General features: G+C 69.9%; 11 protein-coding genes. 5 read left to right on the top strand and 6 right to left on the bottom strand.

What is annotated here, in order from left to right; genetic code table 11:
• Positions 1-75 precede the first annotated feature (75 nt).
• Genes SAVERM_RS15510 through SAVERM_RS15500 form a run of 3 tightly spaced genes read right to left on the bottom strand, consistent with a single transcriptional unit; the run spans position 76 to position 2,795 of the window.
• Positions 76-867 carry an amino acid ABC transporter ATP-binding protein gene (locus tag SAVERM_RS15510; RefSeq protein ID WP_010984416.1) on the bottom strand — a complete coding sequence of 264 codons (792 nt, stop codon included), beginning with the start codon at positions 865-867 and terminating at the stop codon, positions 76-78.
• Entirely contained in the window at positions 864-1,802 is a 939-nt protein-coding gene (locus tag SAVERM_RS15505; protein ID WP_010984415.1) for an amino acid ABC transporter permease, read from the bottom strand. Before SAVERM_RS15505 ends, SAVERM_RS15510 begins: the two co-directional genes overlap by 4 nt.
• 33 nt (positions 1,803-1,835) lie before the next feature.
• Positions 1,836-2,795 (bottom strand): ABC transporter substrate-binding protein, encoded by a 960-nt coding sequence (locus tag SAVERM_RS15500; RefSeq protein ID WP_010984414.1) that lies wholly within the window; start codon positions 2,793-2,795, stop codon positions 1,836-1,838.
• Between the two features lie 591 nt (positions 2,796-3,386).
• Between SAVERM_RS15500 and SAVERM_RS15495 the strand changes: the two genes are divergently transcribed.
• From SAVERM_RS15495 to SAVERM_RS15480, 4 genes are all read left to right on the top strand, one after another.
• On the top strand, positions 3,387-4,610 hold the full coding sequence (locus SAVERM_RS15495) for an NAD(P)-dependent malic enzyme (protein ID WP_010984413.1): 1,224 nt from the start codon (positions 3,387-3,389) through the stop codon (positions 4,608-4,610).
• 271 nt (positions 4,611-4,881) lie between these two features.
• The gene (locus tag SAVERM_RS15490) at positions 4,882-5,847 is read left to right on the top strand and encodes a zinc-binding dehydrogenase (protein WP_010984412.1); all 966 of its coding nucleotides are present in this window, start codon (positions 4,882-4,884) and stop codon (positions 5,845-5,847) included.
• Between the two features lie 169 nt (positions 5,848-6,016).
• The gene (locus SAVERM_RS15485) at positions 6,017-6,226 is read left to right on the top strand and encodes a helix-turn-helix domain-containing protein (protein WP_010984411.1); all 210 of its coding nucleotides are present in this window, start codon (positions 6,017-6,019) and stop codon (positions 6,224-6,226) included.
• Entirely contained in the window at positions 6,226-6,792 is a 567-nt protein-coding gene (locus SAVERM_RS15480) for a Clp protease N-terminal domain-containing protein (protein WP_010984410.1), read from the top strand. The genes SAVERM_RS15485 and SAVERM_RS15480 overlap by 1 nt, the downstream gene beginning before the upstream one ends.
• Before the next feature lie 248 nt (positions 6,793-7,040).
• Here the strand turns inward: SAVERM_RS15480 and SAVERM_RS15475 are convergent, their stop codons facing one another.
• The 3 genes from SAVERM_RS15475 to SAVERM_RS15465 all read right to left on the bottom strand — a co-directional run bounded on the left by SAVERM_RS15475 (position 7,041) and on the right by SAVERM_RS15465 (position 9,768).
• Positions 7,041-8,117: a PadR family transcriptional regulator gene (locus tag SAVERM_RS15475; RefSeq protein WP_010984409.1), complete on the bottom strand. Its 1,077-nt coding sequence runs from the start codon at positions 8,115-8,117 to the stop codon at positions 7,041-7,043.
• Between the two features lies 1 nt (position 8,118).
• Complete coding sequence (locus SAVERM_RS15470) at positions 8,119-9,141, bottom strand: DUF4097 family beta strand repeat-containing protein (protein ID WP_159029023.1); 1,023 nt, start codon at positions 9,139-9,141, stop codon at positions 8,119-8,121.
• A 444-nt stretch (positions 9,142-9,585) separates the two neighbouring features.
• Positions 9,586-9,768 (bottom strand): DUF6104 family protein, encoded by a 183-nt coding sequence (locus tag SAVERM_RS15465; RefSeq protein WP_005312030.1) that lies wholly within the window; start codon positions 9,766-9,768, stop codon positions 9,586-9,588.
• A gap of 1,474 nt (positions 9,769-11,242) precedes the next feature.
• Between SAVERM_RS15465 and fxsT the strand changes: the two genes are divergently transcribed.
• A complete protein-coding gene (gene fxsT / locus SAVERM_RS15460; protein WP_159029024.1) occupies positions 11,243-14,194 on the top strand; it encodes an FxSxx-COOH system tetratricopeptide repeat protein in 2,952 nt (983 codons plus the stop codon).
• Positions 14,195-14,245: the final 51 nt, after the last annotated feature.

Raw genomic sequence — 14,245 nt, 5'->3', positions numbered from 1 at the left:
ACGGCGCATGCCGAAGGGCGGTACGGGAATCCCGTACCGCCCCTTCACGCACGTACCGCTACAGCACCTTCGACGCTAGAGCACCTTCGACAGGAACGACTGCGTCCGCTCGTGCTGCGGATTGGTCAGTACGTCGCGGGGGTGGCCGGATTCGACCACGACACCGCCGTCCATGAAGACCAGCGAGTCACCCACCTCGCGCGCGAAGCCCATCTCGTGCGTGACGACGATCATCGTCATGCCGGACTCGGCGAGGTCGCGCATGACGTCGAGGACGTCACCGACCAGTTCCGGGTCGAGCGCCGAGGTCGGCTCGTCGAAGAGCATCAGCTTCGGGTCCATCGCCAGGGCCCGGGCGATGGCCACGCGCTGCTGCTGGCCGCCGGAGAGCTGCGAGGGGTAGTTCTTCGCCTTGTCGGCCAGGCCCACGCGCTCCAGGAGCTGGCCCGCGCGTTCCCGCGCCTTGGCCCTGCTGACGCCCTTGACCTGGACCGGCGCCTCCATGACGTTCTCCAGCGCCGTCATGTGCGGGAACAGGTTGAAGCGCTGGAAGACCATGCCGATGTCGCGGCGCTTGACCGCGACCTCGCTGTCCTTCAGCTCGTACAGCTTGTCGCCCTTCTGGCGGTAGCCGACCAGCTCGCCGTCGACGGACAGACGACCGGCGTTGATCTTCTCCAGGTGGTTGATGCACCGGAGGAACGTCGACTTGCCGGAGCCGGAGGGGCCGATGAGGCAGAACACCTCGCCGGTCTTCACCTCCAGGTCGATGCCCTTGAGGACTTCCACGGCGCCGAAGGACTTGTGGACGCCCTCGGACTTCACCATCGGCGTGGTGGCGTCCGTCTTGGTCACGTTGGCGGTCATGCCGTGCCTCCCCTCGGGCGGCCCAGCGAGAGCATGTTGGCCTTGATCTTCTGGAACGGTGTGGCCGGCAGACTACGGCTGGAACCGCGTGCGTAGTACCGCTCGACGTAGTACTGCCCGATGCTGAGGACCGAGGTCATGATCAGGTACCAGGCGGCGGCGAGGAAGAGCATCTCCACGGGCGCGCCGGACGTCTGGCCGATGTCCTGGGCGTAGCGGAAGAGTTCCGGATACTGGACGACCGACACCAGCGAGGTCGTCTTCAGCATGTTGATGACCTCGTTGCCCGTGGGCGGCACGATCACACGCATCGCCTGCGGGATCACGATCCGGCGCAGGGTTTTGTTGTGACTCATGCCGAGCGCGTGCGAGGCCTCGGTCTGGCCCTCGTCGACCGAGAGCAGGCCCGCGCGGCAGATCTCCGCCATGTACGCGGCCTCGTTCAGACCGAGTCCCAGGAGCGCCGTCAGCAACGGCGTCATGAAGCTCGACCAGTAGTCCTTGTAGATCGGACCGAGGTTGATGTACTCGAAGACCAGGCCCAGGTTGAACCAGATGATGAGCTGGACCAGGACCGGGGTGCCGCGGAAGAACCAGATGTAGAACCAGGCGATGGACGACGTCACCGGGTTCTTCGACAGGCGCATGACGGCCAGCAGGATGCCGCCGACGATGCCGATCAGCATCGACAGCACCGTCAGCAGGAGCGTCTTGCCGACGCCCGTGAGGATGCGGTCGTCGAAGAAGTAGTCCGGTACGGCGTGCCAGTTGATCTTGCCCTGGCCGAACGCGTAGATGATCGCGATCAGGATCGCGATGGCGATGACGGCGGAGACATAGCGCCCGTAGTGCCTGACCGGAATGGCCTTGATGGCTTCCGGCCCGCCCGGGGGAGTGCCCTCCGGGCCCGTCGTCTTGTCGATGTCAACAGTCACGGATGTTGCCTTTCAGTGCCCGTGGATTCCGGGTCACTTGCCGCCGTTGATCTGGGCTGCCTTGACGGAGCCGTCCTCGACGCCCCACTTCGCGATGATCTTGTCGTACTCGCCGTTCTTGATGATCGCGTCGAGGGCGGCCTGAAGGGCGTCCCGCAGCTGGGTGTTGGACTTGGCGACCGCGATGCCGTACGGCGCGGCCTCGACCTGCTCGCCGACGATCTGGAAGTCCTTGCCGCCGCCGGAGGTCTTCACCGCGTACGCGGCGACCGGGAAGTCGGAGGAGCCGGCGTCCGCACCGCCCGCGCGCAGGCGGGTCTGGGCCTGCTGGTCGTTGTCGAAGGCCTGGATGGAGATGGTCTTGCCACTGGGACACTTCTTGGCCTCGGACTTGGCGAGGTCCTCGGAGACCGTGCCGCGCTGCAGCACGAGCTTCTTGCCGCACAGGTCGGACCAGGTCTTGATGTTCTGGGTCTTGCCCTTGGGGGTGTAGATCGACACGCCCGCGGTGAAGTAGTCGATGAAGTCGACGCCCTCGCCCACCTTCTTGCCGGTGGTGGAGTCGACGCCCTCCTGGCGGTCCTTGGTGTCGGTCATCGCGGACATGGCGATGTCGTACCGCTTGGAGCGCAGACCCGTGATCAGGGTGTCGAAGGTGCCGTTCTGGAACTCGAATTTCACCCCGAGCTGCTTGCCCATCGCCTCGGCCAGGTCCGGGTCGATGCCGACCGTCTTGCCGGAGTTGTCCTTGAACTCGACCGGCGCGTAAGCGATGTCCGAACCGACCTTGACGACACCCGCGTTCCGGACCGACTCGGGGAGCTTGTCGGCCAGCGGTGCCGAGCCCGACGAGCTGCTGCCCGATTCGTTGCTCTTGCTCTTGGTCTGGTCACCGCAGCCGGTGAGCAGCAGCGTGCCCGCGACCGCGATCGCGCCGACCGCAGCTATCCGGGAGCGTATGGCGGTCGAACGGCGGATGGTGCTTGCGGTCATGGTGAGTTCCTCCGGCGGGAAGGTATGGAGTTGCCGATGGCCGGCGTTGCTGCCGTTGGGTCGACGAGAACACACACCATCGGGTGTCGCGACCTCGTGTGATTACGGGCATCCTGCCATTCGGACTGCGCCATTCAGGGGGCCGACTATGTCAAAATCGGATAACGGGTGATCCTCGAACTGCTTCAGGCCGGTACATCAAGGCCGGACCATATGCGGGAATCTTTCCTTCCGGCCGGAAGATCTTCGGTGCGTCTCACGATGCGGTCGGTCGTAACTCCGCATGTACGGCCTTATGGACGTGGCGGACATGTCCGGGGGCTTGTGTGCATATTCGGTCATCACCAGCCGTGATCGGCCAGGAGACATCTCGTCGGCGTGTGACCTTCGCGTTATGGACTCGTCCTCGATGCGGTCCGTCGGGTAAGAAGGTTCTTTACACCCCTCATCCGGGGCTCAGGGCGCGTGTGCGGCGCGCCCGTCGCGTAGCGGCCCGTACGCAACCACGGCGGCTGGGCCTACGCGGTGCCCGCCCACCCCTCACCAGGAGTGGACACCCTCAACCCATGAAGACTTAAGGGGTAAAACAAAGTGGCAGCGGAGATCGTCAATCCTCGCAGCGACAGCAGTACGGATCAGGAAGGCGGGGCGGAGCCCCTCGATTCCTTCGATCCCGCGTTCGCGCTGCATCGTGGTGGCAAGATGGCCGTGCAGGCCACCGTGCCCATCCGCGACAGGGACGACCTGTCCCTGGCGTACACGCCCGGCGTCGCGAAGGTGTGCACCGCCATCGCCGAGCAGCCCGAGCTGGTCCACGATTACACGTGGAAGTCGTCCGTGGTCGCGGTGGTGACCGACGGGACGGCCGTGCTCGGGCTCGGGGACATCGGTCCCGAAGCCTCCCTTCCGGTGATGGAGGGGAAGGCGATTCTGTTCAAGCAGTTCGGCGGGGTGGATGCCGTGCCGATCGCGCTGGGCACGACGGACGCCGACGAGATCGTCGAGACCGTCGTCCGGCTCGCGCCGTCCTTCGGCGGGGTCAATCTGGAGGACATCTCGGCGCCGCGGTGCTTCGAGATCGAGCGCAAGCTCCAGGAGCGGCTGGACATCCCGGTCTTCCACGACGACCAGCACGGTACGGCCGTGGTGACACTGGCGGCCCTGCGGAACGCCGCGAAGCTGACCGGGCGGACGCTGGGCGAGCTGCGTGCGGTGATCTCCGGCGCGGGTGCGGCCGGCGTCGCCATCGCCAAGTTCCTGCTGGCGGCGGGGCTCGGGGATGTCGCGGTCGCGGACCGCAAGGGCGTCGTGTCGAAGGACCGGGACGACCTCACGCCGGTCAAGCGCGAGCTCGCGGAGATCACGAACAAGGCGGGCCTGTCGGGCTCGCTGGAGTCGGCTCTCGCGGGCGCGGACGTCTTCATCGGGGTCTCCGGCGGTACGGTGCCGGAGCCGGCGGTGGCTTCGATGGCGGAGGGCGCGTTCGTCTTCGCCATGGCCAACCCGAACCCCGAGGTGCATCCCGAGATCGCGCACAAGTACGCGTCCGTGGTGGCTACGGGCCGGTCCGACTTCCCGAACCAGATCAACAACGTGCTGGCGTTTCCGGGGATCTTCGCGGGGGCGCTTCAGGTGCGCGCGTCGCGGATCACGGAGGGGATGAAGATCGCGGCGGCGGACGCGCTGGCCGATGTGGTCGGTGACGATCTCGCCGCGGACTATGTGATTCCGTCGCCGTTCGACGAGCGGGTGGCGCCTGCGGTGACCGCGGCGGTGGCCGCGGCTGCCCGGGCGGAAGGTGTGGCTCGCCGCTGAGCGGGTTTCTGGTGGCCCCGCCCGTTTGGGCGGGGCCATTTTTTTCTTCGCGCGGGCGTCCGTGCGGGTGATTTTCGGGCGGGGGGCCGGGGGCGGGTGCGCGGTGACATCTGGAGGCGCGCGCGGGTCGCGCCCTGCTTCGTCGGTGAGGCGCCCGTCCCGACCCGTGTGTCGGGTGCCGGCCGTGGTGCCGGTGCCCGGGGTGTGACGGGACGCGTGTCACAGGCGGTGCCGGTTCCGTCGGTGGGGTGCGGAGCCTATCGTCAAGGTCATGTTCGCTGCCTACGCCGCCCGAATCGACCGTGACCAGCCGCTCAGCGGCCTGGAGTTGGGGGAGCGCCCGGCCCCCGAGCAGAGGCCCGGCTGGACCACCGTGAAGGTCAGGGCCGCCTCCCTGAACCACCACGACCTGTGGTCCCTCCGCGGCGTCGGTCTCTCCGAGGACAAGCTCCCGATGATCCTCGGCTGTGACGCGGCCGGCGTGGACGAGGACGGCAACGAGGTCGTCCTGCACTCCGTCATCGGCCAGACCGGCCACGGAGTCGGCCCGAACGAACCCCGCTCCATCCTCACCGAGCGCTACCAGGGCACCTTCGCCGAGCAGGTCTCCGTGCCCACCTGGAACCTCCTCCCCAAGCCCAAGGACCTGTCCTTCGAAGAGGCCGCCTGTCTGCCGACCGCCTGGCTGACGGCGTACCGCATGCTCTTCACCAACGCGGGCGTACGCCCCGGCGACTCCGTGCTCGTCCAGGGCGCCGGCGGTGGCGTCGCGACGGCCGCGATCGTGCTCGGCAAGGCGGCCGGGCTGCGTGTCTTCGCCACCAGCCGTGACGAGGCCAAGCGCAAGCGGGCCGTGGAGCTGGGCGCGGTGGAGGCGCTGGAGCCGGGGGCGCGGCTGCCGCAGCGGGTGGACGCCGTCATCGAGACCGTCGGCGCCGCCACCTGGTCACATTCCGTGAAGTCGCTGCGGCCCGGCGGCACGATCGTCATCTCCGGCGCGACCAGTGGAGACCGTCCCTCCCACGCCGAGCTCACCCGCATCTTCTTCCTGGAGCTGAAGATCGTCGGCTCCACGATGGGCACCAAGGACGAGCTGGAGGACCTGCTCTCCTTCTGCGCCGCCACCGGCGTACGTCCCGTTATCGACGAGGTGCTCCCGCTCGACCGCGCACGTGAGGGCTTCGAACGTCTGGAGTCGGGCGACCTGTTCGGCAAGATCGTACTGACCACGACCTGACGGCTGTTCGCTCCTCCCGTCTCCCGTCTCCCGTCTGCGGCGGGCCCGGTTCACCGGGCCCGCCGTTCGTGTGTCCGCATCCGGACGTGTGCCCCGTATCGGACCTGTGTCCGCACCGGATGTGTCAATCGTGGTTGACAAAACCTCCTTGTCAACTTAAGTTGACAGTATGACCGAAGCAACGGATCTCGCCGAGCGCGCGGGCGACCGCGATCCGCGGATCGGGCTGCGGGCGGTCTCCGCGCTGCGGAGGCTGCTGGAGCAGCTGGAGGCGGTGCAGGTGCGCAGTGCGCGCAACCAGGGCTGGTCGTGGCAGGAGATCGCCGCGGAACTCGGAGTGAGCAGGCAGGCCGTGCACAAGAAGTACGGGAGGCAGTGATGTTCGAACGGTTCACGAAGGACGCCCGCGCCGTGGTCACGGGCGCGGTCGGGCACTGCGAACGGGCGAGGGAGGAGAAGGTCGACGAGGCGCATCTGCTGCTCGCACTCCTTGACCGCGAGGCCAGCCGTGGCTCCTTCGCCCTGGCGTCGCTCGGGCTGGCGGGCCGCCGCAGCGAGGTGGAGCGGGACCTGGCCGAGGCCCGCCGCCGGGGTGGCCTCTCCCGCGCCGACGCGGAAGCCCTGACCGGCCTCGGCATCGACCTCACGGAGATCGTCTCCAGGGTCGAAGAGGCTCATGGGGCGGGCGCGTTGGCGGTCGGCGGGACGGGCGGCGGGCGCCGGGGGGCGGGGCGACGCCCCTTCACTCGCGGCGCCAAGGACCTCCTCACGGAGTCCCTCCGTATCGCCGTCGCCCACCGCGACCGGCATATCGGCGACGAACATCTGCTGCTCGCCCTGACCGCCCGCCCGGGCGTCCCGGCCGAGGTTCTCGCGGATCACGGGGTGACGTACGAGGCGGTGACGCGCGTGTTGTACGGCGGGGGAGCGGCGAAGGCCGGGTGAACTGCGGGCGGCGCGTTCGGGGGGCATTTCGGGACGGCGGCGGTGCCCTGTCGGAGGCGGGCCTTTGGGGTGGGCGCCCCGGCTGTCCTGGACTGCTGAAGCGTTTCCCGGAGTGCTCGGCCCGGCCCCGCTGACCGCGACCGGTTTCCCGGACGGCCGCGACCGGCCGCCCGCTGACCGCGACCGGTTTCCCGCACGGCCGCGACCGGCCGCCCGGTGGCCGTGGCCGTGGCCGAGCCGGGTGATCGTCAGGCCTTCGGGGTGCGCAGAGTTGCGCCCAGGTGTGCCGCTGCCGTCGACAAGTGGCGCCGGGCGTAGCGCAGTTGCTCCTCCGTCACCCCGTGGTCGCGGGCGGCGTCGCGGATGTCGTCACGGAAACGGTCCAGGAGACGGTCCAGGTCGCGGGCGGGGTCGCCCGTGGAGTCCTCGTGCGCCCAGGCCGGTTCGTAATCGGCGGGGAAGTCCTCCGGCGTGACCGAGTACTCCGCGCCGGCGGTCGGGCCGGTGCCGGCGTCGGCCGGTGTCCTCGGGCCCTCCTTCGTCTCGGTGCGGCCGAAGCCGAAGTCCTTGCCGAACTCCCTTCCGAAGTCCTTCCCGAATTCGCCGAACTCCTTGGCGAGTTCGCTCAGACCGTCCCGTACGCCCGTCGGCCAGTCGCCTCGCGCGAAGTGGTCCTGGACCTGCTCCTGGACCCGCCTGGCGATGCGCTGCAACTCTTCCTGAGCCTGGGCGCGTGCGTGCTCCTGCGCCTCCTTGGCCTGGTGGCGCGCCCGCTGGGCCTCCTCGCGGGCCCGCCGGCTCTCGTCCTTCGCGCGCCGGGCCTGCTCCTTCCACTCCTGCTTGACGCGGCGCATCTCCTCCTTCGCGACGCGCCAGGACTCCTTGTCGCCGTACTCCCCGTGGCGCCCGTCGTCCTTGGCACCTGCCTCGGGGCCGCGCCGGGCCTCGGTCGCCGCCGCCCGCATCTCGCGGCGCAGATCACCCGCGGCGCCGCGCACGTCCGCCCGGATCTCGGCGGCCAGCTCAGCCACCGACTCGCGGATCTCCAGCTCGAGGTCGGCCAACTCACCTTGCCGGTCCGCCAGTTCGGCGCGGCCCGCGTCCGTGATCGCGTAGACCTTGCGGCCGCCCTCGGTGGTGTGCGTGACCAGTCCCTCGGCCTCCAGCTTGGCGAGCCGGGGATAGACGGTGCCCGCGGACGGCGCGTACAGCCCCTGGAAGCGCTCCTCCAGCAGCCGGATCACCTCGTAGCCGTGGCGCGGCGCCTCGTCCAACAGCTTCAGCAGGTACAGGCGCAGGCGGCCATGGGCAAAGACGGGAGGCATGTCAGAGCCCCTTCTTCTCGGTCGGGCCGTCGGTGGAGTCCTCGTCGGGCACCGCGTCCTTTGGCACTGACGCCGTGCGACGCGTGTCCTCGGGCTGATGCGCGTCCTCGGGCCGGGGCGTGTCCTTGGGCCGGGGCGTGTCCTTGGGTCGGGGCATGTCCTTGGGCCGGGGTGCGTCGCCGGGTGTCGGCGGCTCCGCGTCCCATGGCTCGTCCTCCGCCTGAGGGCGGCGCAGCAGGGCGATGGAGCCGGAGACGGTCATCGCCTTGAGCTTGCCGCTGCCCGAGCCGAGCCGGCCGGTGATCTTGTGCGCGCCCCACGGCCCACTGACCCGGAGGTCCTCGAAGGCGTTCGACACGGTGCCGCTCGTGGTGTTCGCCTCCACCTCCATGTCCGCGGGGTGGGGCAGCCTGATGGCGATCTCCCCGGAGACGTTCGACAGGTGGATGTCGGTCGGACGGTCCGCCGGGTCGAGGTCGACGATCATGGAGCCGCTGACCGACTCGGCCCGCACGGAGGGGCCCGAGCCCTCGACCACGGTCAGGTCGCCGGAGACGGAACTGAAGCGCAGATCGCCGGTGACGCCCTGGGCCTCCACGCTCCCCGAGACCGTGGAGGCGTGTACCGGGCCCGAGAGCCGCACCAGCGTCGTGTCGCCGGTGACGCCCTTCACCTCCGCGGGTCCGTCGATCCCGGAGACCACGGCGCCGGCGCCGACCACACCCACCTCCACGCGCGTGCTCATCGGGACGGCGAGCGAGACGACCGCGCTACGGCGCCAGCCCTTTCCGTCCAGCCACTTGAGGAAGCCCTTCCAGGGAAGGTCGTCGTACGCCACCGTGAGGGTGCCGCCCTTCTGCGTGACCGTCAGCGGCGGGCCCTCTATCGCGGACACCTCGAGCCGGGCGGAACCCTCCTCGGTGCCCACGACGTTCACCGTTCCGTTGACGATGCGCACATGGAGTGCCGTCACGGGGTCGTCAAAGGTGAGCTTCCTCGGCTCTGCGACGGACCACTCGGACATGGTGCAGACCTCCTCGGCCGGAGCAGGGTGCGACACGTCATATCGCGTCTTCCGGTCTCTCCCTAAACACGATATATCGCGGATGTCGAAAGTCAAGACACCCGTTCTGGTGAACACCTGGGGGGTGAAAGGGGTGAATGTGCCCAATATGGACGCATGTCGGCGGAAGGGGCCCCAGCCCGGGCGCGCGACCGCGCTGTCGGGTCCAGCCCGTCAGTAGTCGGGCCGCGTACGGAAGCGCAGCGCGGGCCGTCCGGCCGCGAGCGCGCCGCTGCTGACGCATGGCGCGCTGGAACGGGCGTACGACCTCACGCACCCGCGCGGCCGACCTGTCCATCCGGCGACCGCTCCGCGTAGCTTCCCCTGAGGGTCCACCCGAGCGGGTACCCCTGCCGGCCCACCCGCGTCGCTACCCCCGAGGGCCGATGAGGGGCCGAGGAGGGCCTACTCCTCGTCGTCCTCGTCGTCCAGTCGCGCCAGCCACGTCGCCAGCCGCTCCACCGGCACCTCGAAGTCCGGATTGAGATCGACGAACGTACGCAGCTGCTCGGCGAGCCACTCGAAGGTGACCTCTTCCTCGCCGCGCCGCTTCTCCAGCTCCTCGATGCCACGGTCGGTGAAGTACAACGTGCTCTCCGTCAGGTGGGGACAGGCGGGGCCTGCCGGAACGCAGTACCCCGCGGTCTCACCAGGATAGGCGCGGCCCGGCGGCCCCCGCTCGCACGGGTGGCCGGGCCCCCGCACAGGTAGGCCGGCGCTCACGCGCACGTGCGTACCACCGCCGGACCACCGCCCGCCGCGCCGTCACGACCCGTCCGTACCGATCTGCAGCAGCCACGACACGACGGCGCGTACGCCACCCGAGACGGCCGCGCCGAGCAGAGCGAGCGAGGCCTTGAGAGCGTGCTTGCGGTTCATGAGCGTTTCCTTTCGCGTGTGCGCCCGGAGATGAGCGACTTGATGCGTCAACTCTGATAGGGCAAAGGGGTGTTGCGTGAAGCGCTACGCGTTGCGGATGCTGTGGGACACGGCCGGAGCGGAGCCCTGGGGGTAGGCGCGAGTGGACGAACGACCCGAAGGCGGCGACGCGCAGGGAGCACGCGAGGGGCGCGATGCCCGCGGGGACGGTGAGCCGGACGAGGTGGTGTCGGGGGAACTGCTCCCCTACGACGACATCGCGGGCGTCGCGGCCGCGAGCGTCGGCCTGCACGCGCTCGCGGACGACCTCGCGGGTGAGCGCCGTGAGCTGGCCGTCGAGCTGCGCAAGTTCTTCGTGGTGCTCAGGCTCTCCGTGCGCCGGTACGCCGCCCTGCGGCCCTACAGCCCGAGCAGTGTGAGCCGCTATCTCAGCGGCGACCTCGTGGCACCGGACCACTTCGTCGCCACGCTGATGGACGACGTCGGCAGGGAACTGGGGCGCCCGCTGTCGGCGCAGGCGCGTGGCCGGGTGACGGGGCTCCAGCGGGCGGCCCTCCGGTCGAGCAACAGCCGTGCCTGGAAGGTGCAGGAGCTGGAGGACCGGTTGGCCGCGGCCCATCAGGACGCCCAGGTGGCCAGGACCCAGGCCGACGCGGTGGCCACGCTGCTGCACGCGGAGCGGCAGCGTGTGGCCGGGGTGGAGGAGGAGCGTCAGGAACTCGCACGGACACTGGAGGCCCATCAGGCCACCAGCGGAGCCGAGCTGGACGTGTTGCGCGCACAGCAACACCGGGTGCGCGCCGAACGCGACACGCTGCGCCGCCGGGTGGCAGACCTGGAAGCGGCGCTCGCGGCCGCCGAACACCGTGTTGCGGAGGCCGAGCAACGCTGCGCGGACCTGGAGCACGAACTGCTCACCGCGGACGCGGCGGCAGCCGCCGAGGAGTCCGCGGCCGCCGAGCAGGAACGGGCCCGGCAACAGGCCGAACTCGGCAGTCTGCGCGACGAGGTGGCGCGGCTGAGGGTGGCTGCCGAGCGGGTCCCGGAGACCTCCCCGGCCAGGGGAACGCAAGCCCCTCGCACCTCGGTCCACGGGGCCGAAGCCGACGCGACGGGCCCGGTTTCAGGCGATCGGTCCGCGGCCGCCCCTGCGGATGTCCCTGGTGCGGCATCGAGTGTCACGATCGTCTACGCCGGGTTCAACCGGGCCTGGGCGGCCTGGATCGGAGACCGTCTGGAGCGGTGGGGTGTGCGCGCCGTACTCATGCTCTGGGATGTGCCGGCCGACATCCCGCTGATTGATCTGCTGCGCGATCTGAAACTCGCCGAGGGCCGGATCCTCATCGTCGTCAGCGAGTGGTACTTCCAGTTGGGCCTGCGCTCCCACGACGAGTGGAACGAGGCCCTCCGGGAGGTCGTGGCGCCCGACCCGTCCCGGTTCGTGGCCGTCTCGGTCACCAACGCGCCCGTGCCCTCGGCCGCGGCGGTGCTCGCCGCGGTCGATCTGACCGACACGGGCGCCGACGAGGCCGAACGACGACTGCTGGCCCGGCTCGTCGGTCTGCCCGGTGACTCGCTGCCCGCGGCCTCGGGCGGCGAGCGGCGCGGGCCGCGCTTTCCGGCCGCCACACCCGAGGTGTGGGGCGGAGTGCCGCGCCGCAACACCCGCTTCACGGGACGTGAGTCGCTGCTGAGCGACGCCTACAGCCTGCTGAAGGGCGCCGAGCCGGGTGCGGGCGTCCTCACGCTGCACGGCATGTCAGGCGTGGGCAAGACCCAGCTCGCGGTCGAGTACGTGTACCGGTTCAGCTCCGAGTACGACGTGGTGTGGTGGGTCGGCGCCGACAACCGGGGGGTGTTCCGGCAGACACTCGCCGAACTCGCCTCGCGACTCGGCCTGTCCACGGGTGCCGAGTACGGCGAGCGGCTGCGTGCGGTGCGGGATTCACTGCGCCGGGGCGACCCGTACGCGCGCTGGCTGCTGATCCTGGACGGCGCCGACGACCCGGACCAGATCGAGGACCTGGTGCCCACGGGACCGGGGCACGTACTGATCACCTCCCGCAACCTCAAGTGGGGCGAACACAACAGCGAACTGCTCGAAGTCCCGGTCTACGACCGGCCCGAATCGGTGGCCTTCATCAGGCGCCGCGCACCACGGCTGGCGGAGGCGGACGCCGACCGGCTCGCGGAGGCCTTGGAGGATCTGCCGCTGCTGCTGGACCAGACCGCGGGCTGGCTCAACGACTCGGACCTGTCCGTCGGGGAGTACATCGCGTTGCTGGACGGAGGCATCGACCAGGACGTGGTCAAGGTCTCCGCGGACTTCCCGATCGCGTTCCGGACGGCCTGGTCGATCCTGCTGAACAAGGTCCGCGAGACCGTCCCGGAGGCCGTCGACCTGCTGCGTCTGTGCACCTTCTTCGCTCCCGGCCTCATCCCCGTACGGTTCCTCAGGGAGATGCCGCACAACGAGTTGCCGGAGACGATCACCGGGCTGCTCAACGACCGGCTGCTGTGGAACAAGGCGATCCACCAACTGCGTCAGTACTCCGTCGTCCGTCTGGAGTCCCATGAGGCGGCCACCGACGGGAGCACCTCTTCGGGGGAGTCGCTGTACCTGCACCGGATGGTGCACCAGATCGTCCGCAACGACATGCCGGAGGACGAGCGGCATGAGTTCGCCGCCGTCGTGCGGCGCGCACTGGCGAGCGCGGACCCCGGCCGTCCCACCGACACCCGCCACTGGGGCGAGTACGCGGAGATCGTCCCGCACCTGAAGTACGCGGACGTACTCGACAGTCCTGACCCCGGCGTACAGCGGCTGGTCCTCAACTGCCTCGGCTACCTTCACCTTTCGGGCCGGTACGCGGCCGGTGTCGAGCTCGCCGAGCGCGCCCTGGAAGCCTGGCGGGAACTGCTCGGTGACACCCATCCCGTGATCTGGGAGCTGACCGCCCACCACACCAACCTGCTGCGCTCGACCGGGGACTACCGGCGGACGGAGGCCGTCGACCGGGCGGCCGTCGAGCACCTGCGGGAAGAGCGCGGGGAGCTGGACCCGGACCACTTGCGCGCGGCTGCCGGCCTGGCCGCCGACCTGCGGGGTCTCGGCCGCTACGGGGAGGCGCTGGAGCTGACCCGGCGGCTGCTCACGAGCTGCCTCGACCTCCTCGGGGAACAGGACTCGCGGACCCTCGACGCTCAGCACGACCTGGGGTTCTCGTTGCGGCTGCTCGGCCGCTACGAGGAGGCGCTGGACGTCGACCGGCGGACGCTGGAGGCACGTCGGGCGCTGCTGAGCGGGCGGCATCCCGGAATCCTCCTCTCGGAGACCTCCTGCGCGACAGACCTGCGTCTGCTGGGCCACTACGCCGAGGCGGAGTCGGCCCAGGCGACGAACGCGCGGGCGCAGCGCGCCGTGATGGGCTCCGACAATCCGCAGACCCTGCGCGCCGAGCACAACCTCGCGCTGTGCCAGTACCGCGCCGGCGACCGGGAAAAGGCGGGGAAGCTCTTCTCCCGCGTACTGGAGCGCTACGAGCGGACCCTGGGCGAGACCGACCCCCTGACGCTGGCCGCGGCCGTCAGCCAGAGCTGCTTCGCACGCGAGTACGGCGACATCGACCAGGCGGGCGCGGCGAGCGAATCCCTCATCGCCCGCTACGAAGCGATGCTCACCGACGGACATCCGTTCACCATCGGCGCCCGCGCCAACCACGTGTTGCTCCTGCGCCAGGTCGGCGCACGCGACGAGGCGCGCTTCGGGGCCGAGAAGGCGCTGACGGCCATGGCGGCGGCGATGGGCGAGAGCCACCCCTGGACCCTGGGCTGCGCCATCAACGCCGCCGCCGTGCGTCAATTCATCGGCGACGTCGAGTCGGCGGCCGAGCTGAGCGGGAGCACGGTCGCACGGGCCACCGACGCACTGGGCCGCACCCACCCCCTCACCCTGTCCGCCCGGGTGGCCCAGGCCGCGGACCTGCGTGGCCTGAGGGAGCACCGGCGGGCCGAGGAGATCGAGCAGGAGGTGCTTGCGGATCTCGCCGCGACGCTGGGCTCGCGACACGTCCACACCGTCTCGGCCCGCTCCCGCAACCGCCCGTACTGGGACTTCGAACCGCAGCCGACCTGAGGTACAAAGCGAGGGCCCGGCCCCGAGTCGTTAGAACTCGGAGCCGGGCCC

The organism is Streptomyces avermitilis MA-4680 = NBRC 14893, from assembly GCF_000009765.2.
Lineage (GTDB): Bacteria > Actinomycetota > Actinomycetes > Streptomycetales > Streptomycetaceae > Streptomyces > Streptomyces avermitilis.
The sequence above is the reverse complement of the archived record's forward strand: the minus strand, read 5'-3'. Positions and strand labels throughout refer to the sequence as shown.